This window comes from Pseudomonas sp. GW823-FHT03E05 (assembly GCF_058796855.1).
In genome coordinates this window covers 1093015-1114790 of record NZ_JBXAJB010000002.1, presented here as the reverse complement: position 1 = coordinate 1114790, position 21776 = coordinate 1093015, and the positions used below count along the sequence as shown (strand labels likewise).

General features: G+C 64.5%; 20 protein-coding genes. 11 read left to right on the top strand and 9 right to left on the bottom strand.

The annotated features are described in order from the left end of the window. Positions 1-91 precede the first annotated feature (91 nt). The 4 genes from AC1RCO_RS12890 to antA all read right to left on the bottom strand — a co-directional run bounded on the left by AC1RCO_RS12890 (position 92) and on the right by antA (position 4482). On the bottom strand, positions 92-1492 hold the full coding sequence (locus AC1RCO_RS12890) for an amino acid permease (RefSeq protein ID WP_011059120.1): 1401 nt from the start codon (positions 1490-1492) through the stop codon (positions 92-94). Between the two features lie 67 nt (positions 1493-1559). Continuing rightward, positions 1560-2582 carry an anthranilate 1,2-dioxygenase electron transfer component AntC gene (antC, locus tag AC1RCO_RS12885; protein WP_492617759.1) on the bottom strand — a complete coding sequence of 341 codons (1023 nt, stop codon included), beginning with the start codon at positions 2580-2582 and terminating at the stop codon, positions 1560-1562. 17 nt (positions 2583-2599) lie between these two features. Beyond that, positions 2600-3091 carry an anthranilate 1,2-dioxygenase small subunit gene (antB, locus tag AC1RCO_RS12880; protein ID WP_492617758.1) on the bottom strand — a complete coding sequence of 164 codons (492 nt, stop codon included), beginning with the start codon at positions 3089-3091 and terminating at the stop codon, positions 2600-2602. A 2-nt stretch (positions 3092-3093) separates the two neighbouring features. After that, positions 3094-4482 carry an anthranilate 1,2-dioxygenase large subunit gene (gene antA / locus AC1RCO_RS12875; RefSeq protein WP_492617757.1) on the bottom strand — a complete coding sequence of 463 codons (1389 nt, stop codon included), beginning with the start codon at positions 4480-4482 and terminating at the stop codon, positions 3094-3096. Between the two features lie 369 nt (positions 4483-4851). Between antA and AC1RCO_RS12870 the strand changes: the two genes are divergently transcribed. Next, the gene (locus AC1RCO_RS12870; protein WP_011059124.1) at positions 4852-5865 is read left to right on the top strand and encodes an AraC family transcriptional regulator; all 1014 of its coding nucleotides are present in this window, start codon (positions 4852-4854) and stop codon (positions 5863-5865) included. A gap of 6 nt (positions 5866-5871) precedes the next feature. Here the strand turns inward: AC1RCO_RS12870 and AC1RCO_RS12865 are convergent, their stop codons facing one another. Then, a complete protein-coding gene (locus AC1RCO_RS12865; RefSeq protein ID WP_011059125.1) occupies positions 5872-6345 on the bottom strand; it encodes an Lrp/AsnC family transcriptional regulator in 474 nt (157 codons plus the stop codon). A gap of 187 nt (positions 6346-6532) precedes the next feature. Here AC1RCO_RS12865 and kynU point away from each other — a divergent pair, with 187 nt between their 5' ends. After that, positions 6533-7783 (top strand): kynureninase, encoded by a 1251-nt coding sequence (gene kynU, locus AC1RCO_RS12860; RefSeq protein ID WP_236203631.1) that lies wholly within the window; start codon positions 6533-6535, stop codon positions 7781-7783. Between the two features lie 110 nt (positions 7784-7893). Next, positions 7894-9297: an amino acid permease gene (locus AC1RCO_RS12855; RefSeq protein WP_011059127.1), complete on the top strand. Its 1404-nt coding sequence runs from the start codon at positions 7894-7896 to the stop codon at positions 9295-9297. A gap of 21 nt (positions 9298-9318) precedes the next feature. On the opposite strand, the gene AC1RCO_RS12850 is transcribed toward AC1RCO_RS12855, so the two are convergent. From AC1RCO_RS12850 to AC1RCO_RS12840, 3 genes are all read right to left on the bottom strand, one after another. After that, positions 9319-9690: a MerR family transcriptional regulator gene (locus AC1RCO_RS12850; protein WP_019095167.1), complete on the bottom strand. Its 372-nt coding sequence runs from the start codon at positions 9688-9690 to the stop codon at positions 9319-9321. Between the two features lie 64 nt (positions 9691-9754). Next, positions 9755-10330 (bottom strand): NAD(P)H-dependent oxidoreductase, encoded by a 576-nt coding sequence (locus tag AC1RCO_RS12845; protein ID WP_015634061.1) that lies wholly within the window; start codon positions 10328-10330, stop codon positions 9755-9757. Between the two features lie 56 nt (positions 10331-10386). Next, complete coding sequence (locus tag AC1RCO_RS12840; RefSeq protein WP_072442959.1) at positions 10387-11268, bottom strand: LysR family transcriptional regulator; 882 nt, start codon at positions 11266-11268, stop codon at positions 10387-10389. Between the two features lie 214 nt (positions 11269-11482). Between AC1RCO_RS12840 and AC1RCO_RS12835 the strand changes: the two genes are divergently transcribed. After that, on the top strand, positions 11483-12247 hold the full coding sequence (locus AC1RCO_RS12835) for a sulfite exporter TauE/SafE family protein (protein WP_065364667.1): 765 nt from the start codon (positions 11483-11485) through the stop codon (positions 12245-12247). A gap of 7 nt (positions 12248-12254) precedes the next feature. On the opposite strand, the gene AC1RCO_RS12830 is transcribed toward AC1RCO_RS12835, so the two are convergent. Then, on the bottom strand, positions 12255-12569 hold the full coding sequence (locus AC1RCO_RS12830; RefSeq protein ID WP_011059132.1) for a putative quinol monooxygenase: 315 nt from the start codon (positions 12567-12569) through the stop codon (positions 12255-12257). Positions 12570-12772: 203 nt separating this feature from the next. Between AC1RCO_RS12830 and mdaB the strand changes: the two genes are divergently transcribed. The 7 genes from mdaB (at position 12773) to AC1RCO_RS12795 (ending at position 21773) form a co-directional block, all read left to right on the top strand. Further along, positions 12773-13363, top strand: a complete 591-nt coding sequence (gene mdaB / locus AC1RCO_RS12825; protein ID WP_015634065.1) for an NADPH:quinone oxidoreductase MdaB — start codon at positions 12773-12775, stop codon at positions 13361-13363. Between the two features lie 67 nt (positions 13364-13430). After that, positions 13431-14342 carry a LysR family transcriptional regulator gene (locus AC1RCO_RS12820; RefSeq protein WP_011059134.1) on the top strand — a complete coding sequence of 304 codons (912 nt, stop codon included), beginning with the start codon at positions 13431-13433 and terminating at the stop codon, positions 14340-14342. A 220-nt stretch (positions 14343-14562) separates the two neighbouring features. Next, a complete protein-coding gene (ggt, locus tag AC1RCO_RS12815) occupies positions 14563-16230 on the top strand; it encodes a gamma-glutamyltransferase (protein WP_492617756.1) in 1668 nt (555 codons plus the stop codon). Between the two features lie 228 nt (positions 16231-16458). Further along, positions 16459-17904, top strand: a complete 1446-nt coding sequence (locus AC1RCO_RS12810) for a SulP family inorganic anion transporter (RefSeq protein WP_011059136.1) — start codon at positions 16459-16461, stop codon at positions 17902-17904. Between the two features lie 190 nt (positions 17905-18094). Next, complete coding sequence (locus tag AC1RCO_RS12805) at positions 18095-19444, top strand: GntT/GntP/DsdX family permease (RefSeq protein WP_492617755.1); 1350 nt, start codon at positions 18095-18097, stop codon at positions 19442-19444. Then, positions 19445-20305, top strand: coding sequence for a MurR/RpiR family transcriptional regulator (locus AC1RCO_RS12800; protein ID WP_053156278.1), 861 nt, complete (start codon positions 19445-19447; stop codon positions 20303-20305). A 1-nt stretch (position 20306) separates the two neighbouring features. Beyond that, positions 20307-21773 (top strand): N-acyl-D-amino-acid deacylase family protein, encoded by a 1467-nt coding sequence (locus AC1RCO_RS12795; protein WP_174395811.1) that lies wholly within the window; start codon positions 20307-20309, stop codon positions 21771-21773. Positions 21774-21776: the final 3 nt, after the last annotated feature.

The following is a 21776-nucleotide window of genomic DNA, read 5'->3' as shown; positions in this document are numbered from 1 at the left end:
TTGTTTGCTGGCAGACCACTTTGGCGGCGCCGACAAAAAAGCCCGGCCTTGGATAAGGCCGGGCTCGGGGGTGTGGCGTGAACCTGTGGGCTTAGCGCAGGGCGGGTTGCGAAGCTTTCTTCGCCCGGCTCAGGAGGTAGAAGCCCCAGATCACCAGGACCCACACCGGGATCGCGTACACCGAGGCACGGATGCCGGGGATCATCCACATCACGCCGACGATCATCACCATGAAGGCCAGGCACAGGTAGTTGCTCAGCGGCGACCAGAAGGCCTTGAACGAAGGCACCACGCCCTGCTCGGCCATGGCCTTGCGAAAGCGCAGGTGGGTCAGGCTGATCAGCGCCCAGTTGATCATCAATGCGGCCACCACCAGGGCGAACAGCAACTCCAGCGCTTCATGGGGCGCCAGGTAGTTGACCAGCACGCAGAGCAGGGTGATCAGCGCGGAAATGCCCAGGGCCAGGATCGGCACGCCCTGCTTGTTGAGCTTCATCAGCGCCTTGGGTGCGTCACCCTGTTCGGCCAGGCCATAGAGCATGCGGCTGTTGCAGTACACGCCGCTGTTGTACACCGACAGCGCCGCAGTCAGGACCACGAAGTTGAGGATCTGCGCTGCGGCATCACTGCCGATCAGCGAGAAGATCTTCACGAACGGGCTGCTGCTGTAGGCGTCGCCGCCAGCGTTGAGGCTCACCAGCAGTTCGTCCCACGGGTACAGCGACAGCAGCACCGCCAGGGCGCCGACGTAGAAGATCAGCACCCGGTAGACCACCTGGTTGATGGCCTTGGGAATGACCTTGCGCGGTTCGGCGGCTTCGGCGGCAGTGATGCCCACCAGTTCCAGGCCGCCGAAGGAGAACATGATGAAGGCCATGGCCATCAGCAGGCCGGTGCCGCCGTTGGGGAAGAAGCCGCCGTGTGACCACAGGTTGCTCACCGAGGCCTGGCTGCCGCCGCTGCCGCTGAACAGCATGTAGCAGCCGAGGACGATCATGCCGACGATGGCCACTACCTTGATAATGGCGAACCAGAACTCGGCTTCACCGAAGAACTTCACGTTCATCATGTTGATCAGGTTGACCAGCACGAAGAACACCGCGGCGCTGACCCAGGTGGGGATCTCCGGCCACCAGAACTGCACGTACTTGCCCACCGCAGTGAGCTCGGCCATGCCCACCAGGACATACAGCACCCAGTAGTTCCAGCCCGCGAGAAAGCCGAAATAGCCGCCCCAGTACTTGTGCGCGAAGTGGCTGAAGGAACCGGCCACCGGCTCCTCGACAATCATTTCCCCCAGTTGGCGCATGATCAGGAAGGCAATGAACCCGGCAATCGCGTAGCCCAGGATCATCGAAGGTCCGGCGGATTTGAGAACCCCGGCCGAGCCGAGGAACAGTCCGGTGCCGATCGCCCCGCCCAGGGCGATCAGCTGAATATGGCGGTTCTTCAAGCCACGCTTGAGTTCACCCTGCTTCAAGGTTTGATCCACTAATGTGCGCTCTCTTCTAGTTGTTATCAGGATCGATCGGGGTCGATCACGGCGAATGCTGACGGGATCAGATATTACTCTCGGTGAACCGCTCGTAATACAGCTGAACGCGGTTAAGTTGCTGTTCTTGCAGCCAGATCCGGATCGAGTCGACCATTGGCGGCGGCCCGCACACATACATGTCGGTGTCCTGGTCCCGCAGTTCGCTGCTGTCGAAGTGTTCTCTGATGTAGCCGCGCTTGCCCGGCCAATCCGGGTCGGCGTCGCTGATCACCGGGGTGAAGCGAAAGTCCGCCAGGCGTTCGCCATGGGCCTGGATCCGCTCCAGCTCGCACAGGTCGCGGCTGTGGCGCACGCCGTAGTACAGGTGCACCGGCTGCTGGCAGCCCTGCTCGACGATCTGTTCGAGCATCGCCAGCAGGGCCGAGAGCCCGGTGCCACCGGCCACCAGGATCAGCGGACGGCTGATCTGGCGCAGGTAGAAGGCCCCCAGCGGCGCCTCCAGCTGGAGGGTGTCGCCCACCAGGCAGCGCTCGCGGATGTAGTTGCTCATCACCCCGTCGGGCAGCAGGCGGATCAGGAACTGCAACTGGTTGTCCGCCGCCGGCCGGTTGGCGAAGGAGTAGGCCCGGCTAGTGCCGGTACCGGGGATGCTCAGGCGGGCGTACTGGCCCGGGAGGAAATCCAGTGGCGCCTGATGGCCGCCCAGATCCAGGTGGAGGATGGCGGTGCTTTCGGACACCTGGCGCACGTCGATCACCGAGCCCTGCAACTGCACCGGGTCGGCGCTGTGGCACAGGCTGGAGTCGAAATCGAAATAGAACGCTGCGTCGGACTGCACCCGGGTCTGGCAGGTGAGCATCTTGCGCTGTTCCAGGTCCTGGGCGCTGAGGGCTTCTTCGTCCACATAGTCCTGGCTGTACTGGCCCGACTCGCAACGGCCCTGGCAGGTGCCGCACACCCCTTCGCGGCAGTCCAGGGGGATCTTGATGCCGTTGCGCAGGGCGGCGTCGAGCAGGATTTCATTGGCCTTGACCGGGAAGAACAGGGTCTTGCCGTCGGCAAAGCTGAACGCGACCTTGTGCGTCATGGGAGAACTTCCGTGGGTCAGAGGTGATAGAAATCGAGCACCGAGTTGATCGTGTCGTTGAGCAGCAGCACGTGCTTGCGCTGGATCAGCCAACTGTTGCCCTGGGGCTTGAGGTCGTAGGTGGCGTGGCCGTAGAACTCCTCGGAAGTGGCCAGGCGATAGAACAGCGTGTGCCAGTTCAGGCGTACCCGCAGCAGGCCGTTGTCGCCCTCGGCAATGCGCAGGTTGCTGACCATGTGCAGGGTGCGCGGCATGGGGATGGTCGAGGCCGCCTTGCCGGTGCGCAGGCGGAACACCCGGTCCTCCAGCCCCGAACGGTTGGCGTAGTAGATCAGCGACATCTCGCGTTTCGGGTCCCGGGTGTAGACGTGTTCCGAGTCCCACTGGGGCAGGTGGAACTCGCTGTCCACGGCAAACAGTTGCAGGTAGGCATCCCAGTCCTGGGCATCGCAAAGCTCGGACTTGCGGTAGAAGAATTGCTCGATCTGGTACTGCAGTTGCGCATTCATGCTTACACCTCACGCAGTTTCAGGGGCCGGCTCTGCAGGCCGTCGAGGAGGAATTTCTGCCAGTTGCGGTGCTGGTTGACGTACAGCCCCTCATGGGTGATTTCGGTGCCGGTCATGGCCGGCTGGATGCCCAGGTTCTCGCTGTTGGCGGTGGGCCCGCTGACCCAGTGCTGGCGCCCGCGGGAGATGTCGCTCCAGCGCTCCAGGCGCCCCTGGAAGCCGCGCTGGGCCTCGCGGAACTCCACCAGGTCGTCCGGCGTGCCCATGCCCGAGACGTTGAAGAAATCCTCGAACTGGCGGATGCGGTTTTCCCGGTCGGCGTCGCTCTCGCCCTTGACCCCGATGCACTGGCTGATGATCTCGGTCTTGTTCCAGGCGATGGGGCGGATGATCCGCAACTGGGAACTGATCTGGTCGAGGAAGAACAGGCTGGGGTAGATGTTCAGGTTGCGCAGGCGGTGCATCATCCACTCGGCTTTGGCCTGGCCGTGCTCGGCCACCAGGCGCGGCATGATGCTGGCGTAGCCGGAGCGCACCGCCGGGTTGGGCATTTCGCTGAACAGCACGCTGTGGCCGTTCTCGAAGGCGAACCAGCCATCGTCGGTGCTGGCGTCGCCGGCGCCGAGCTTGCTGTAGTCCAGGGTGGCGCTGCTGCCGGCGCCGCTGTCGGCGTTGACCTGCTGGCGGTGCTGCACCGTGGCCACGTAGTTGTAGTGCACGGTGCTGACGTGATAACCGTCCAGGCCGTTCTCGTTCTGCAGCTTCCAGTTGCCGTCGTAGGTGTAGGCGGACTTGCCCGGCAGCACCTCCAGTTCACCGTCGGGGGACTGGGCGACCATCATGTCGAAGAAGATCCTGGCGTCGCCGAGGAAGTCTTCCAGGGAATTGTCGGCGGCCACGTCCAGGCTGATGAAGACGAAGCCCTTGTAGCTCTCGATGCGGGCCTTCTTCAGGCCGCGGGTGGCCTTGTCGAAGCCCTCGTCGTATTCCCCTGGCGCCTTGACCTTCACCAGGCGCCCGTCGCTCTTGTAGCACCAGGCATGGAAGGGGCAGGTGAAGGTGGACTGGTTGCCCTTGCCGACCCGGGTCAGGGTGGTGCCGCGGTGCTGGCAGGCGTTGACCAGGGCATTGAGCCGGCCCTCGCCGTCGCGGGTGATGATCATCGGCTGGCGCCCGGCGCGCATCGTGATGAAGTCGTGGTTGTTGGGCAACTCGCTTTCGTGACAGGCGTAGATCCAGTTCTTCTCGAAGATCAGCTCCATCTCCAGGTCGAACAGCTCGGGTTCGGTGAACATGTCCCGGGCGATACGGAACACCCCGTCCGCGGGACGAAAATCCAGGCAGCTGCCGATGAAGTCTTGCCACTGCTCGACGTTTCTTGCACCACTCATGAGTCGGTACCTTTTTTATTCAGGCCAATCGGGTGCAGTCATTAGAGAGAGGGGAGGGGGCCTTCGGCTATCCGCTTAGTCGGCCAAGGTCATCCACAAAATTGCCCGTTCCCGGCAAGGCATGGAGCAGCAGGCCCCTGGGTAGCATCTACCCAGCATCGTGCAGGCAAGCGATGGATGGCTGCCTGTTGGTGCGCTGATCGGCTACTGTGAGCGCAGCCAATGAGGGTGATGGGGCCCGGTTATCCACTTAGTCGACGATTGCTATCCACTGGGTTGGCAGCGCCGTCGGCTGGCGCAAAACTTGCCCTGTCATACAAGACGCGCCGTCAGAGCGCGCTGAATAAAAATTGCCGTGGGTGCGCCGTGATGAATAGCAAGGCTGATGGGCAGTTTCGCGAGATTCGTATCGATCGCTTTGACCTTGAAGGGGCCAGGAACTGGATGGCGGGAATCTGTGGGCCTCACCGCCTGGAAACCGCCAACCCCGAACGCATTCGGTTCCACCACAGTGCCAACGTGCTCAGGTCCCGTTCCACGACCCTGGGCATCATCGAATACGGCACCGATGTGGTGGTGGATATCCAGGACACCGAGCGCTTCAGCAGCTACAGCCTGAGCCTGCCGTTGTGCGGCGAGCAGGAACTGAGCAAGGACGGGCGCCTCTTGCGCTCGGACCGCGGCCAGGGGGTGATCATCGCCCCCAACGAAAGCCAGGTGCTGGCCATCTCCGGAGACTGTCGCAAGCTGCAGGTGGTGATTTCCCGGCCGGCCATGAGCGAGGCCCTGGAAGGCTTGTTGCAGCGCCCGGTGCTGGAGCCGCTGCGTTTCGAGCCCGGCATGGATGCGCTGCACGGTGCCGCCGCGGCATGGTGGCGCATGGCGCAGCATTTCATCGGCGAACTGGCACAGGGCAACGAGCTCTATGAACAGCTGGCCTTCACCCGGGAAATCGAAAGCTCATTGATCAAGGGCCTGATCCTGGCCCAGCCCAACAACTATTCCAGCGAGTTGCGGGCGATGCTCGGGGTCAAGCTGCCCCACTATCTGGTACGGGCCCGCCAGCACTTGCATGAACATGCCCGCGAGACCGTGCACCTGGAAGACCTGGAGGCCGCCGCCGGCGTCTCGCGCTTCAAGCTGTTCGAGGCCTTTCGCAAGTACTTCGCCCTGTCGCCCATGGCCTACCTCAAGCGCCACCGGCTCAATGGCGTGCGCCAGGAAATACTCGAGCACGGCTCGGCGCGCAACATCTCGGAGATTGCCCTGGGCTGGGGCTTCACCCACCTGGGGCGGTTCTCCGCCGAGTACCGCAAGCTGTTCGACGAAACCCCGAGCGTCACTGCCCAGCGTCACCCCGCGCGGCGCCCGGCCGGGTTCTAGGACGCCTTACTTGCGCTGCACCAGGTCCAGCAGGCTGTTCTGTTCCTTGATCTTCTGCAGGACGATTTCCGAGCGGATGTCGGTCACGCCCGAGGCGCGGTTCAGATGGTTGACGATGAAATCCGAGAAGTGCTTGAGGTTGCGCGCCTGGATGCGCAGCACGTAGTTGCTGGCGCCGGTGATCACGTAGGCGGCCACCACTTCCGGCCACTGCTGGACCTTGCCGATAAAGGTCTCGTGCCAGCCTTCCACGTCCTGGCGCAGGGATACGTGGACGATCGCCTCCAGCTCGATGCCCAGGCGCTCGGCATTGAGCTGGGCGCGATAGCCGCTGATGATCCCCTCCGTTTCCAGCAGGCGCAGGCGGCGCAGGCAGGCCGAGGGCGAGAGGGCGACTTTCTCCGCCAGTTCCTGATTGCTGATACGCCCGTCCTGTTGCAGGAAGTAGAGGATGCGCAGGTCCGTGGAGTCGAGGGTCATGGTTGGCATAAATCCGCGTTTTTTATTGGAGGATTAGAATTTTATTCGAGATTAGTACGACAGCGCGCTGCACTTTGCACGAAAATTCTCCCGGCCTTCGTCCATTATTTCTCAAGTTTTCGGGTTTCCAGGACCCCGTGCCCGGCCCCTTCCGGTGGGCATGACATTGACCAAGACAGGACTGCCAATGATCGATAAAAACCACTGCCTGCGTCTCGATGAACAGGACCCCCTGGCGCCGCTGCGCCAACAGTTCAGCCTGCCCGAAGGGGTGATCTACCTCGATGGCAACTCCCTTGGTGCCCGCCCCGTGGCCGCTGCCGAGCGGGCCCGGCAGGTGATCGAGCAAGAGTGGGGCGAGGGCCTGATCCGCAGCTGGAACACGGCCGGCTGGCGTGACCTGTCCCAGCGCCTGGGGGATCGGCTGGCGCCGCTGATCGGTGCGGGTGCTGGTGAGGTGGTCATCACCGATACCACTTCCATCAACCTGTTCAAGGTCCTCAGCGCCGCCCTGCAGGTCCAGGCCGGACGTGCGCCCCAGCGGCGGGTGATCGTCTCCGAAAGCAGCAACTTTCCTACCGACCTGTACATAGTCGAAGGCCTGACGCAGCTGCTGCAGCAGGGTTACTCCCTGCGCCTGGTGGACAGCCCGGAACAACTGCCGGCGGCCATCGACCAGGACACCGCGGTGGTGCTGCTGACCCACGTCAACTACAAGACCGGCTACATGCACGACATGCAGGCGACCACCGGGCTGATCCACGAGGCGGGCGCCCTGAGCATCTGGGACCTGGCCCACTCGGCCGGTGCGGTGCCGGTGGACCTGGGCCGCAGCGGCGCCGACTACGCCATCGGCTGCACCTACAAGTACCTCAATGGCGGCCCCGGCTCCCAGGCCTTCGCCTGGGTCGCTCCGGCGCTCTGCGACCTGGTTACCCAGCCGCTGTCCGGCTGGTTCGGTCATGCCCGGCAGTTCGACATGGCCACCCGCTACGAGCCTTCCAGCGGCATTGCCCGCTACCTGTGCGGCACCCAGCCGATTACCTCTCTGGCCATGGTCGAATGCGGCCTGGAAGTCTTCGAACGGACCGACATGCAGAGCCTGCGGCGCAAGTCCCTGGCGCTGACCGACCTGTTCATCGAGCTGGTGGAGCAGCGCTGCGTCGGTCACGAGCTGAAGCTGGTGACCCCGCGTGAGCATGCCAAGCGTGGCAGCCACGTGAGCTTCGAGCACCCCGAAGGCTACGCGGTGATCCAGGCCCTGATCGCCCGGGGCGTGATCGGCGATTACCGCGAGCCGCGGATCATGCGTTTCGGCTTCACTCCGCTGTACACCCGCTTCAGCGAGGTATGGGACGCGGTGCAGATCCTCGGTGAAATCCTCGACCAGAAAACCTGGGCCCAGGCGCAATTCCAGGTGCGCCACAGCGTGACCTGAGGTGTGTTTCACCCCCTGGTTGCCGCCCTGTGCGGCGACCAGGCCAGCGGCACAAGGACGGGCCGTCACAACGATTTATACGTGCACACAACAATAAAGAGGCACTCAAAGTGACCACCTCCAACAAGGGTTTCGAAGCGATATCCAATCGCGAGCACGGCCTCAGGCGGCAGTTGACCGCCGGCCAGATGAGCATGATCGCCATCGGCGGGGCCATTGGCACCGGGCTCTTCATGGGCAGCGCCTACGCCATCGGTTATGCCGGCCCCAGCGTGCTGCTGAGCTACGCCATCGGCGCGTTGATCACCCTGATCCTGATGGGCTGCCTGGCGGAAATGACCGTGGCCCATTCCACCTCCGGCTCCTTCGGTGCCTACGCCGAGTTCTACGTCAGCCCGCTGGCCGGCTTCCTGGTGCGCTATGCCTACTGGGCGGCCATCGTGCTGGCGGTGGGTGCCGAAGTCACGGCCATCGCCATGTACATGAAGTACTGGTTCGCCAACGTTCCGGAGTGGGTGTGGATCATCTCCTTCTCCAGCGTGCTGATCGTGCTCAACGGCATCAGCGTGAAGACCTTCGGCAACTTCGAATACTGGTTTTCCACCATCAAGATCGCCGCCATCGTCGGCTTCATCATCCTGGCGGTGTACGTGGTGTTCGGCTCTGGCAACCCCGACTACGGGCTGCACAACTACAGCGCTCACGGCGGCTTCTTTCCCAACGGTTTCGAAGGCATGTGGATTGCCGTGATCGTGTCGATCTTCAGCTACCTGAGCGTGGAGATGATCGCGGTGGCGGCGGGCGAGGCCAAGGACCCGCAACGCGCGGTGAAACAGGCCTTTCGCGCCACCATCGTGCGCCTGGTGGTGTTCTATCTGCTGACCCTGGCGCTGATGCTGGCCATCGTGCCCTGGGCCCAGGCCGGAAAGGCCCAGAGCCCGTTCGTCACGGTGATGCAGACCATCGGTATTCCCGGGGCCACCGGGGTGATGAATTTCGTGATCCTGATCGCCGCGCTATCGGCGATGAACAGCCAGCTCTACATCACCACGCGGATGATGTTCAGCCTGTCCCGCGCCGGCTATGCGCCCAAGTCCATGGGGGCCCTGAGCAAGAACGGGATTCCGCTCAATGCCCTGCTGCTGTCCAGCTCCGGCATCGCCCTGGCGACCCTGGTCAACGTGCTGTACCCCGAGAGTTCGTTCACCCTGATGATGGCGATCTCGATGTTCGGCGCGATCTTCACCTGGTTCATGATCTTCCTCACCCACTACTGCTTCCGCCGCTATCACCAGCGCCACGGCGAGCAGCAGTTGTCGTTCCGCATGCGCCTGTTTCCCTACAGCACCCTGCTGGGGCTGGTGCTGATGGGGGCGGTGATGATCACCACCTTCTTCACCGAGGCGTTCAAGATGACCCTGGTGTTCGGGGTGCCGTTCCTGCTGTTGCTGACCCTGGTCTATTACCTGTGCTTTCGTAAGCCGCGGGTGGTCGCCGGCTTGTCGGAGGTCTGAAGCAAGGCCGCCCGGGCGGTCCTAGCGGCTGCCCAGGGGGCATTCCTCTCGCGCCTGTTGCAGGCTGGTCTCGAACAGTTCGAGCCGGCCCTGCAACTGCTGCAAATCCTCGATCTGCTGTTGCAGCTCGCGCTTTTTCTGCGCCAGGGCCGCCTGGGCCCGGTCCCAGGGGAAGGCCTGCCCCTGGTGGGTGGCGAACACCTGCTGCAGTTCCTTGAGCTTGAAGCCCAACTGCTGGGCGCACTTGATGAATATCAGTTGCTCGACGCTCTGCGCGTCATACAGGCGGTAGCGACCCTGGCGTGGCGCTTCGGGCAAGAGGCCGATGGCCTCGTAATGACGGATGCTCTTGACCGTGGTTCCGGACAGTTGCGCGGCTTGGCCGATGTACATGAAGGCTCCTTTTCCAGTACCGGGTCGTCGGGCGGTGGACGGCGTTGCGCATTATCCGGCGCTTTCACTGCCTGGCAAGGTGCTCCACTTGCAGCAGCCAGTCGGCCCGGCGTTCCTGGCTGGCGTCCAGCACCGGGCCGAAGGTCAGGGTGCGCAAGGGCTTGATGCCGCAGAAGGCCAGGGTGGTGCGGCGCATCTGCTGCAAGCCGGGCATGCGGTAGAACCAGCGGAAGTACCAGGGCGGTGTATCCATGGTCACCAGCAGGTGGGCGCTGCGGCCCTTTAGCAGCTGCTCCGGAAAAGCTTTGCCGGGGCGGTACTTGAAGGCGAAGCCCGGCAGCAGCACGCGATCGAGAAAGCCCTTCATCAGCGCCGGAATGCCGCCCCACCAGATGGGGAAGACCCAGGTCAGGTGCTCGGCCCAGAGGATGTCGGCCTGGGCCTGCTGCAGGTCTTCTTCCAGGGGCTGGATCTGGCGATAACCTTCGCGCAGCACCGGGTCGAAATGCAGGTCGCCGAGCCTGAGCTGGCGCACTTCATGGCCGGCTTCCTGCGCCGCCTTCACGTAGCGCTCGCTCAATGCCGCGCACAGGCTGTGGCGCGAAGGGTGGCCGAGAATCACCAGGATGCGTTTGCTCATTGCCGTGGTCCTTGAGGAATAAACCCCAAGGCTAAAGTCTGCCCCTAAGGGGAGAGTCAAGGCTCCAGCAGCGCACGGCACAAGCCCTGGGCATACAGGGGCAGGGCGTTGAAGTCGCGGGCGCACAGCAGCAAGCGGCGGCGTGCCCAGGCCTCGTTCAAGGGGCGGCTTTGCAGAGCCAGGTGCAGGTTGCGTTGCAGGGCCGCCAGGGGCACCAGGGCCAGCCCGGCGCCGCGGGCCACCATGCGCAGCACGGCGTCGAAGCCTTCGGCGCGGATGCGCAACTGCATGCGCCGGCCCAGATGCAGGGCCTGTTCCTCCAGGTACACCGCCAGGGCGCTGTGGCTGGCCAGGCCGACATAGTCGTGGGCCAGGCTGTCGCTGAAGCTGGGGGCCGCCAGGGCACCCAAGGGGTGGTCCGGGGGCATCACCAGCACCAGTGGGTCGTCGCGAAAGGCCCGGGTCATCAGGCCCTGAGTGTCCACCGCATCGGAGACGATCCCCAGGTCCGCCGCGCCCTGGCGCAGGGCGTGGGTGATGCGCTGGCTGGGCAGCTCCTGCAGCTCGATATCGACATGGGGCTGGCTGTGCAGGAAGTCTGCCAGCAGCTCTGGCAGGTACTCGCTGAGTGCGGTGGTGTTGCACAACAGGCGCACCTGGCCCTTGACCCCCCTGGCGTATTCGCCAAGGTCCTGCTGCAGGTGCTCGGCGTACAGCAGCAGCGTTCGTGCATGCTGGGCCAGGGCCTTGCCGGCGGCTGTCGGGCGGATGCCACGACGCCCGCGTTCGAGAAACTCGATGCCCAGCGAGGCCTCCATGGCGCGGATTCGAGCGCTGGCGGCGGCCAGCGACAAGTGGCTGCGAGCGGCACCGGCGGTGATGTTGCCGGCCTCCAGAATGTTCAGGTACAGGCGCAGGTCGATCAGGTCGAAGTGCATGGGGCATCTCTCGGGGAGCGTCATTTTTGCAGGAGCCGGCTTGCCGGCGAAGAGGCCGCTGGGTTCTGCGCAAATCTCGAAATCGCTTTGGCTGGCAAGCCAGCTCCTGGGGCGGTACGGGCAATAGGTTTTTGTATGTGCCTATTGCCGGGCAAGAGGCTGGCTCAGTATATGGCAGATTTTCAGCAGGGCGGGCAGGGCGCAGGATAGGCCCATGAACAGCTCGCTCGCGTTTTATCAGAATCTCGGAATGGCCCTTTCCCTGTTGGTGATCGGCACTTTTGTGCTGGCCGGCATGGTCAAGGGGGTGATCGGTCTTGGCCTGCCCACCGTTGCCATGGGCCTCTTGGGGTTGGCTATGGCACCGGCGCAGGCTGCGGCCCTGCTGATTATCCCGGCGACCCTGACCAATCTCTGGCAACTGGCCTTTGGCGGGCATCTGCCGGCCTTGCTCAAGCGCCTGTGGCCGATGCTGCTGGCGATCTTTGCCGGCACCGCCGCCGGCTCCCTGTGGCTGGGAATCGACGCCGGGCATTGGGTGGTGCGGGGCTTGGGGGCGGCGCTACTGCTATATGCCCTGAGCGGCTTGCTGTTGCCGACCCTGCGAGTGTCGGCGGCCCAGGAGCGCTGGCTGGGGCCGCTGTGCGGGCTGGTCACCGGGGTCATCACCTCGGCCACCGGGGTGTTCGTGATTCCGGCGGTGCCCTACCTGCAAGCCCTGGGGCTGAACAAGGATCAGCTGGTGCAGGCGCTGGGCCTGTCGTTCACCGTCTCGACCCTGGCCCTGGCCGGCGGCCTGCTGTGGCGCGGCGCCCTGGGCGGCGCCGAGCTGGGGGCCTCGCTGCTGACCCTGGCCCCGGCGCTGCTGGGCATGTGGCTGGGGCAGTGGTTGCGCCAGCGCATCAGCGCCCAGTTGTTCAAGCGGGTGTTCTTTGTCGGCATGGGCCTCTTGGGCGGGCACTTGCTGATCAGCGGCTAGCTTTTGCTCAGCGGCCAGCCGCGGCCGGGCTGAGCATGTCGATGGCGCGGATCTCGAAGTCGCGCTCCAGGTAGTCCATGCGCGCGTCGAGGAACTGCTGCATGTGCGGCAGGCTGGAGTGGCTATCCAGCGCCTCCTGGGAAGCCCAGACCTCGTAGAAAATGAACAGGCTCGGGTCCTGTCGGTCCCGCAGCATGTGGTATTCGATGCAGCCGGCTTCAGCGCGGCTGGCGGCTACATGGCCGAGAAAGAACGCCTCGAAGGCATCAGCCCGTTCCGGGCGGGTCTTGGCGTGAAGGATGAAGGCCTGGGGTGTGGGCATAAGGAGCACTCTTGCTGATGGGGAGGTCGGCAAAAATTCTAAGGCAACAATCCACCACTGATTCGTGCGTTTGAGTCAAATGTATTTTGAACAACCCGGGCTTATTCTCCGGCCCTGGCCTGATTAACCTGCCGCCATCGTTTTCAATCTTTACAGCCCGCCGCCATCGATGCGCAACGGGTTGTTCCCGATGAGGCTGGATCATGAAAAAAGTACTGCTGCTCAATGGCGCCAAGCAATTCGCCCACTCCGATGGCCGCTACAACGCGACCCTGCACGACACCGCCCTGGCGGTACTGGATCGTGGCGGCCTGGAGGTCAAGGTCACCCATATCGACGAGGGCTACGACATCCAGGAAGAAGTGGCGAAGTTTCTCTGGGCCGACGTGATCGTCTACCAGATGCCCGGCTGGTGGATGGGCGCGCCGTGGATCGTCAAGAAATACATCGACGAAGTCTTCACCGAAGGCCACGGCAGCCTCTACGCCAGCGACGGCCGGACCCGCTCCGATGCCTCGCAGAAGTACGGCAGCGGCGGCCTGATCCAGGGCAAGCAGTACATGCTTTCGCTGACCTGGAACGCCCCGCAGCAAGCCTTCGACGATCCCACCGACTTCTTCGAGGCCAAGGGCGTGGACGCGGTCTACTTCCCGTTCCACAAGGCCAACCAGTTCCTGGGCATGAGCGCCCTGCCAACCTTTCTCTGCGTGGACGTGATGAAACGCCCGAACATCGAAGGCGATGTGCAGCGTTACGAGGAACACCTCAAGGCAGTGTTCAATCTGCCGGGCTGAATCCGGCTACTATTGAGTGCCTTGAAATTCAGGGGCGATCTCGCCCCGCTGCCGCCAGAGGACTCATGTGAAAGCCCGATCCGACGAGTTGCAAGTCTTCGTCTGTGTCATCGAGTGCGGCTCGATTTCCGCCGCCGCCGAGCAGTTGGCCCAGACCCCTTCGGCGGTCAGCCGCAGCTTGTCGCGGCTGGAGGCCAAGCTCGACACCACGCTGATCAACCGCACCACGCGACGCATGGACCTGACCGAGGAAGGGCGCTACTTCTTCGAACAGGCCAAGCTGATCCTCGATCAGATGGACGAGCTCGAAGAGCGCCTGTCCTCGCGCCAGCGCAACCCGTCCGGGCGCCTGCGGATCAACGCCGCATCGCCCTTCATGCTGCATGCCATCGTTCCCTACGTGGCCGAGTTCCGCAGCCTGTACCCGGATATCCAGCTGGAGCTCAACAGCAACGACCTGATCATCGACCTGCTGGAGCAGAGCACCGACATCGCCATCCGCATCGGGGTGCTGGCGGATTCCACCCTGCATGCCCGCTCCCTGGGCTGCAGCCCGCTGCACATCCTCGCCAGCCCTGACTACCTGGCCCGCCACGGTACGCCGCAGAGCGTGGCCGAACTGGCCGGGCACACCCTGCTGGGCTTCACCCAGACCGAGACCCTCAATCACTGGCCGCTGCGCCATGTGCATGGCGACCGCTGGCAGATCCAGCCGGGCATCAGCGCCTCCAGTGGCGAGACCCTGCGCCACCTGGCGCTGGAAGGGCAGGGCATTGCCTGCCTGTCGCACTTCATGACCATCGACGACATCCGCGCCGGGCGCCTGCAACCGGTGCTGGCCTCGTTCAACAGCGGCTATCGCCAGCCGATCAACGCCGTGTACTACCGCAACTCGCAACTGGCCCTGCGCATCCAGTGCTTCCTGGATTTCATCCAGGGCAAGCTGGCCGATTACGCCAACCCCGAGTTCCAGGGCTGAAGGCTCCTCCATTCCCCGCCTATCCCCCGTAGGAGCCGGCTTGCCGGCGAAGGGGCCCCCGGGTTTTGCGCAACTCTTGAAACTGCATTCGCTGGCAAGCCAGCTCCTACGGTTATCCATGGCGGAGGCTTGGGACGTTCGTGCCACGATTGGCGATTGCTCAACCCCCCGTCTCGGGCCTAAGGTTCTTGCCGTTCAATAACAAGAAAAGGAAGGACCTATGCGCATTCTGTTGTTCAAGACCCTGGCCCTGACGGCCGCCATCGCCGCCAGCAGCTCGGCCTTCGCCGTGACCCTGGAAGGCGGCGCGGTGGCCGCGCCCAACCAGTACGGCGCCGATGTCGCGGCGCAAATCCTCAAGAAGGGCGGCAACGCGGTGGATGCCGCGGTGGCCACGGCCTTCGCCCTGGCCGTGACCTACCCCGAGGCCGGCAACATCGGTGGCGGCGGGTTCATGACGATGTACATCGACGGCAAACCCTACTTCCTCGACTACCGGGAAACCGCGCCCAAGGCCGCGACCCGGAACATGTACCTGAATGAAAAGGGCGAGGTGATCGAGAACCTGAGCCTGGTGGGCGCCCGCGCTGCCGGGGTGCCGGGTACGGTGATGGGCCTGTGGGAGGCGCACCAGAAGTTCGGCAAGCTGCCCTGGAGCGAGCTGATCACCCCGGCCGTGGGTTATGCGAAGAACGGCTTCAAGGTGGCCGACAAGCAGTACCAGTACCGCGAGGATGCGTTGAAGCTGTTCAACGGCACCACCAACTTCGGCGACTACTTCGGCAGCATGAAACCGGGCGAGACCTTCCGTCAGCCGGAACTGGCCGCGACCCTGGAGCGCATCGCCGACCAGGGCGCCAAGGAGTTCTACAGCGGCAAGACCGCCGACTTGCTGGTGGCGCAGATGCAGGCCGACAAGGGCCTGATCACCAAGCAGGACCTGCAGGACTACAAGGTCCAGTGGCGCCAGCCGCTGCAGGTGACCTTCCGTGGCAACACCCTGTACACCGCGCCGCCGCCCAGCTCTGGCGGGGTGGCCCTGGCGCAGCTGATCAGCATCAAGGAAGAGCGCGCGGCGGACTTCAAGGGTGTGGAGCTCAATTCAGCCAAGTACATTCACCTGCTGGCGGAAATCGAAAAGCGGGTGTTCGCCGACCGCGCCGACTACCTGGGCGACCCGGCGTTTTCCGATGTTCCGGTCAAGCAACTGACCGACCCGGCGTATCTGACAAAACGCGCCGCCGAGGTCAACCCCAACGCCATCTCGGCTACCGAGAAAGTGCGCCCCGGGCTTGAGCCGCACCAGACCACCCACTTCTCCATTGTCGATGCCCAGGGCAACGCGGTGAGCAACACCTACACCCTGAACTGGGATTACGGCAGTGGCGTGGTGGTCAAGGGCGCTGGCTTCTTGCTCAATGACGAAATGGACGACTTCAGCGCCAAGCCAGGCGTAGCCAACGCCTTTGGCGTGGTGGGTGGCGATGCCAACGCCATCGCCCCGGGCAAGCGCATGCTGTCCTCCATGAGCCCGAGCCTGGTGACCCGCGACGGCAAGGTCACCCTGGTGCTGGGCACCCCCGGTGGTTCGCGGATCTTCACCTCGATCTTCCAGGTGCTGAACAACCTCTATGACTACAACCTGCCCCTGGAAAAGGCCGTGGCCGCGCAGCGCGTGCATCACCAACTGCTGCCCAAGGACACGATCTACTACGACGCCTATGCGCCGCTCACCGGCAAGGTCGCCGATGAGCTGAAAACCATGGGCTACACCCTGGAAGACCAGGGTTGGGAGATGGGCGATATCCAGGCGATCCGGGTCAATGGCACCGCGCTTGAAACCGCTTCCGACCCACGCGGCCGCGGTGTCGGCAAGGTCGTCAAATAACCGCTGAACCCCTGTAGGAGCTGGCCGGGCGGCGTTCCGCTTGCCGGCGAAAGGGCACGCAAGCCTGGCGCCAGGTCGAGCGGCCTCTTCGCTGGCAAGCCAGCTCCTACCTTCGTTGTGCAGGCGCCGACGGCCGGCTGGTCGGAGGCGGCTCAATTCCGTAACATTCCCCGCCTTCTTTCCGCACTTCCCAGGGCCGCGCCTGCCGGTCCGTCTATCAGGTCAATCATGAAAGCAAAACGTCTGCGTGCCGATGTCCTGGCCGGACTCACCACCTCCTTTGCCTTGCTGCCCGAATGCATCGCCTTCGCCCTGGTGGCCCACCTCAACCCGTTGATGGGCCTGTATGGCGCCTTCTTCATCTGCACCCTGACGGCGCTGTTCGGCGGGCGGCCGGGCATGGTCTCCGGCGCGGCCGGCTCCATGGCGGTGGTGATCGTCGCCCTGGTAGTGCAGCACGGTGTGCAGTACCTGTTGGCCACGGTGCTGCTGGGCGGGCTGGTGATGGTCGCCTTCGGCCTGCTGCGCCTGGGCAAGCTGGTGCGCATGGTGCCGCACCCGGTGATGCTGGGCTTCGTCAACGGCTTGGCGATCGTCATCGCCCTGGCCCAGCTGGAACATTTCAAGAGCGGCGAACACTGGCTCAGCGGCCAGCCGCTGTACCTGATGGCCGGGCTGGTGGCATTGACCATGGCCATCGTCTATCTGCTGCCGCGCCTGACCCGGGCGGTGCCACCGGCCCTGGTGGCGATCCTCGGGGTCGGCGCGCTGGTGTACCTGCTGGGCCTGCCGACCCGCACCCTGGGGGACATGGCCCACATCGCCGGCGGCCTGCCGAGCCTGGCGCTGCCCCAGGTGCCGTGGAACCTGGAGACCCTGGGCATCATCGCGCCCTATGCGTTCCTGATGGCCATGGTCGGCCTGCTGGAAACCCTGCTGACCCTCAACCTCACCGACGAAATCACCGAAAGCCGCGGCTACCCGGACCGTGAATGCGTGGCCCTGGGCGCGGCCAATGTGGTCTCGGGAATGTTCGGCGGCATGGGTGGCTGCGCGATGATCGGCCAGACCGTGATCAACCTCAGTTCCGGTGGCCGCGGGCGTTTGTCGGGCGTGGTGGCGGGCGCTCTGATCCTGCTGTTCGTGCTGTTTCTCTCACCGCTGATCGAGCGCATCCCCCTGGCGGCGCTGGTGGGGGTGATGTTCGTGGTGTCGCAGCAGACCTTCGCCTGGGCGTCCCTGCGGGTGATCAACAAGGTGCCGCTCAACGATGTGCTGGTGATCCTCGCGGTGACCGTGATCACCGTGTTCACCGACCTGGCCATGGCGGTGTTCTGCGGCATCGTCATTGCCGCCCTCAACTTCGCCTGGCAGCAGGCCCGCGAGCTGTACGCCGACAGCCACCTGGAAGCCGACGGCAGCAAGCACTACCAACTGCATGGCACCCTGTTCTTCGCCTCCACCACGCCGTTTCTCAACCAGTTCGATCCGGCGGGCGATCCTCGGCACGTGACTGTCGACTGTCGCCACCTGAGTTTTGTCGACTACTCGGCCATCGCCGCGCTGAAAACCCTGCGCGAGCGTTATGCCAAGGCCGGCAAGCAGTTGCGGGTGCTGCACCTGTCCGAGCGCTGCAAGAAGCTGCTCAAGCGTGCCCGAGAGCATCACGACTGAGATCGGCCACCGCGGCAGTGGATGAAAATACCCACTGCCGATTTTCATAAGCCGCCCTTTCACTTAGCTGTTCGCGACAAAGCCTGCCTCTTTACGAAAATAAGTTTCACTCGGTTTGAAGTTCACCTTTCTAAGTGATTAATGAATTTCACAACCATTCGAAAGTGACGCTGTTTTCAAGGAGGACGCCATGGCTCCCGCTACGGGTTCTTGGCTGCTGGGCTACGCCGCAGTCGCCATCATTGCGCTGATCGTGTTGATCGCCCGCTACCGACTCAACCCCTTTATCGTCATCACCCTGGTGTCGGTGGGCCTGGCGCTGATGGCCGGCATGCCGCCTTCCGGAGTGGTGAGCGCCTACGAGGCCGGGGTTGGCAAGACCCTGGGGCATATCGCCCTGGTGGTGGCACTGGGCACCATGCTCGGCAAGCTGATGGCCGAATCCGGTGGTGCCGAGCAGGTGGCGCGCACCCTGATCGACCGCTTCGGCGAACGCAACGCCCACTGGGCCATGGTCTGCATCGCCTTCCTGGTGGGGCTGCCGCTGTTCTTCGAAGTGGGCTTCGTACTGCTGGTGCCAATTGCCTTCACCGTGGCGCGGCGGGTCGGGGTGTCGCTGCTGATGGTGGGCTTGCCGATGGTCGCCGGGCTCTCGGTGGTGCACGCCCTGGTGCCGCCGCACCCGGGAGCGATGCTGGCGGTGCAGGCCTATCAGGCGTCGGTGGGGCAGACCCTGGTGTATGCGCTGCTGATCGGTGTGCCCACGGCGATCATCGCCGGGCCGCTGTACGCGCGGTTCATCGTGCCGCACATCCACCTGCCGGCGCAGAACCCCCTGGAGCGCCAGTTCATCGCCCGCGAGCCGCGCCTGCGCCTGCCGAGTTTCCGCCTGACCTTGGCCACCATCCTGCTGCCGGTGGTGCTGATGCTTCTCGGCGGCTGGGCCAACCTGCTGGCCGAGCCCGGCACCGGCCTCAACCAGTTCCTGCTGTTTATCGGCAACTCGGTGATCGCCCTGCTGGTGGCCACCCTGGTGAGTTTCTTGACCCTGGGGCTGGCCCAGGGCATGAACCGCGAATCGATCCTCAAGTTCACCAACGAATGCCTGGCGCCCACCGCCAGCATCACCCTGCTGGTGGGGGCCGGCGGCGGCCTCAACCGCATTCTCATCGACTCCGGGGTGACCGAGCAGATCGTCGGCCTGGCCCATGAGTTCCAGCTCTCGCCGTTGTGGATGGGCTGGCTGTTCGCGGTGCTGATGCGGGTCGCCACCGGTTCGGCCACCGTGGCCCTGACCACCGCTTCCGGGGTGGTGGCGCCGGTGGCCGTCGGCCTGGGCTACCCGCACCCGGAACTGCTGGTGATCGCCACCGGCGCCGGCTCGGTGATTCTTTCCCACGTCAACGACGGCGGCTTCTGGCTGGTGAAGGAATACTTCAATATGACCGTCATCCAGACCTTCAAGACCTGGACCGTGCTGGAGACCCTGATCTCGGTGATCGCCTTCGGACTGACCCTGGTCCTCGCGGAGTTTTTGTAGATGGACATCCTTTACCAGATCCGCTCGCGCCTGGATTTTCTCAGCGCCGGGGAAGGGCGGATCGCCCGGCTGATGCTCGACGATGTGGGCTTTGCCGCCTCTGCCAGCCTCGACGAACTGGCCCGCCGCGCTGAAGTCAGCGCCGCCACCCTGTCGCGCTTTGCCCGCAGCGTCGGCTGCCGCGACTTGCGCCAGTTGCGCCTGCAGCTGGCCCAGGCCAGTGGGGTGGGCAGCCGCTTCCTGGACCCTGCCGGCACCCCGGAACAGTCCGGGTTCTACCGGCAGATCGTTGGCGATATCGAAGCTGCGCTGCACCAGCATCTGGCCGGTTTCGAGGAGGCCCAATTCGCCGATGCGGTGCGCCTGCTGGGGCGCGCGCGGATGATCCACGCCTTCGGCATGGGCGGTTGCTCGACCCTGTGCAGCAGCGAGTTGCAAGTGCGCCTGGTACGCCTGGGCTACCCCATTGCCGCCTGCCACGACCCGGTGATGATGCGTGTCACCGCCGCCGCCCTGGGGCCGCAGCACGCGGTGATCGCCTGTTCGCTGACCGGTATCACCCCCGAGCTGCTGGAGGCGGTGGCCCTGGCCCGTACCTACGGCGCCGGGATCCTGGCCATTACCTTGCCCGACTCGCCCCTGGCGCAATTGGCGGATGTGCTGCTGCCGCTGCACAGCGCCGAGACCTCGCTCATCTACAAACCCACCGCGGCCCGCTACGGCATGCTGTTGGCCATTGATGTGCTGGCCACCGAGCTGGCCCTGGCCCTGCCCGATGACAACCAGGAACGCCTGCGACGGATCAAGCTGGCCCTGGACCATTACCGTGGCGGCGACGATTGCCTGCCCCTGGGAGACTGACATGCGCTACCACACGCTGATCCGCAACGCCCTGATCATCGACGGCAGCGACCGTCCCGGTTACCCCGCCGACCTGGCCATCCTCGACGGGCGCATCGCGCGCATCGGCGATCTGTCCGCGGCCAGCGCCGAGCAAGAGATCGACGCCGCCGGGCGGGTGCTGGCCCCGGGTTTCATCGATGTGCATACCCATGACGACACGGTGGTGATTCGCCAGCCGCAGATGTTGCCCAAGCTCAGCCAGGGGGTGACCACGGTGATCGTCGGCAACTGCGGGATCAGCGCCGCGCCGGTGACCCTCAAGGGCGACCCGCCGGACCCGATGAACCTGCTGGGCGAGCGCTCGATGTTCGTCTACCCGCGTTTTCGTGACTACCGCGCGGCGGTGGATGCCGCGCGCCCGGCGATCAACGTGGCGGCGCTGGTGGGGCACACCGCGCTGCGCAGCAACCATCTGCCGGACCTGTTTCGCACGGCCACGGCCGATGAAATCAGCGCCATGCGCGGGCAACTGCGCGAAAGCCTGGAGGACGGCGCCCTCGGCCTGTCCAGTGGGCTGGCCTACGCCAGCGCGTTTTGCGCCGAGACCGATGAAGTGCTGCAACTGGCCCAGGAATTGACGGCGTTCGGCGCGGTGTACACCACCCATTTGCGCAGCGAGTTCGAGCCGGTGCTGGAGGCCATGGCCGAAGCTTTTCTGATTGGTCGCGCGGCCCGGGCACCGGTGATCGTCTCGCACCTCAAGTGCGCTGGCGCCGGCAACTGGGGGCGCAGCCCGCAACTGCTGGCAGCCCTGGAAAACGCCGCCCGGGAACACCCGGTGGGCTGCGACTGCTATCCCTACGCCGCCAGTTCCTCGACCCTGGACCTCAAGCAGGTCACCGATGCCTACCGCATCACCATCACCTGGTCCACACCGCACCCCGAGCAGGGCGGTCGCGACTTGAGCGAGATCGCCGCCGACTGGGGCGTCAGCCTGCTGGCCGCCGCCGAGCGCCTGCAACCGGCGGGGGCGGTGTACTACGGCATGGATGAAAACGATGTGCGGCGCATCCTCGCCCATCCGCTGTCGATGATCGGCTCCGATGGCCTGCCGGAAGATCCTTTCCCCCATCCAAGGTTGTGGGGCGCCTTCCCCCGGGTACTCGGGCACTTCAGCCGCGACCTGGGCCTGTTCCCGCTGCACACTGCGGTGCACAAGATGACCGGGCTGTCCGCGGCGCGCTTCGGCCTGCACCAGCGTGGCGAGATCCGCGAAGGGCACTGGGCCGACCTGGTGCTGTTCGACCCGGCGCGGGTGCGCGACGTGGCGGATTTCAAGGAGCCGCAGCGCGCCGCGCAAGGCATCGATGGGGTCTGGGTCAATGGCGTGTGCAGTTTTGCCCAGGGCCGGGCCAACGGTGAACGCCAGGGGCGCTTCCTGCCCCGGGAAGGTGACCTGCGCCCGGGATTTGCATCCGCTGGCTGATTT

What these genes read in the sequence shown, in the direction of transcription:
- antC (WP_492617759.1), bottom strand. Translation starts at nt 2,582, where the DNA reads ATGACGCACAAGGTCGCGTTCAGCTTTGCCGACGGCAAGACCCTGTTC.
- antB (WP_492617758.1), bottom strand. Translation starts at nt 3,091, where the DNA reads ATGAATGCGCAACTGCAGTACCAGATCGAGCAATTCTTCTACCGCAAG.
- antA (WP_492617757.1), bottom strand. Translation starts at nt 4,482, where the DNA reads ATGAGTGGTGCAAGAAACGTCGAGCAGTGGCAAGACTTCATCGGCAGC.
- AC1RCO_RS12870 (WP_011059124.1), top strand. Translation starts at nt 4,852, where the DNA reads ATGAATAGCAAGGCTGATGGGCAGTTTCGCGAGATTCGTATCGATCGC.
- AC1RCO_RS12865 (WP_011059125.1), bottom strand. Translation starts at nt 6,345, where the DNA reads ATGACCCTCGACTCCACGGACCTGCGCATCCTCTACTTCCTGCAACAG.
- kynU (WP_236203631.1), top strand. Translation starts at nt 6,533, where the DNA reads ATGATCGATAAAAACCACTGCCTGCGTCTCGATGAACAGGACCCCCTG.
- AC1RCO_RS12850 (WP_019095167.1), bottom strand. Translation starts at nt 9,690, where the DNA reads ATGTACATCGGCCAAGCCGCGCAACTGTCCGGAACCACGGTCAAGAGC.
- AC1RCO_RS12845 (WP_015634061.1), bottom strand. Translation starts at nt 10,330, where the DNA reads ATGAGCAAACGCATCCTGGTGATTCTCGGCCACCCTTCGCGCCACAGC.
- AC1RCO_RS12840 (WP_072442959.1), bottom strand. Translation starts at nt 11,268, where the DNA reads ATGCACTTCGACCTGATCGACCTGCGCCTGTACCTGAACATTCTGGAG.
- AC1RCO_RS12835 (WP_065364667.1), top strand. Translation starts at nt 11,483, where the DNA reads ATGAACAGCTCGCTCGCGTTTTATCAGAATCTCGGAATGGCCCTTTCC.
- AC1RCO_RS12830 (WP_011059132.1), bottom strand. Translation starts at nt 12,569, where the DNA reads ATGCCCACACCCCAGGCCTTCATCCTTCACGCCAAGACCCGCCCGGAA.
- mdaB (WP_015634065.1), top strand. Translation starts at nt 12,773, where the DNA reads ATGAAAAAAGTACTGCTGCTCAATGGCGCCAAGCAATTCGCCCACTCC.
- ggt (WP_492617756.1), top strand. Translation starts at nt 14,563, where the DNA reads ATGCGCATTCTGTTGTTCAAGACCCTGGCCCTGACGGCCGCCATCGCC.
- AC1RCO_RS12810 (WP_011059136.1), top strand. Translation starts at nt 16,459, where the DNA reads ATGAAAGCAAAACGTCTGCGTGCCGATGTCCTGGCCGGACTCACCACC.
- AC1RCO_RS12805 (WP_492617755.1), top strand. Translation starts at nt 18,095, where the DNA reads ATGGCTCCCGCTACGGGTTCTTGGCTGCTGGGCTACGCCGCAGTCGCC.
- AC1RCO_RS12800 (WP_053156278.1), top strand. Translation starts at nt 19,445, where the DNA reads ATGGACATCCTTTACCAGATCCGCTCGCGCCTGGATTTTCTCAGCGCC.
- AC1RCO_RS12795 (WP_174395811.1), top strand. Translation starts at nt 20,307, where the DNA reads ATGCGCTACCACACGCTGATCCGCAACGCCCTGATCATCGACGGCAGC.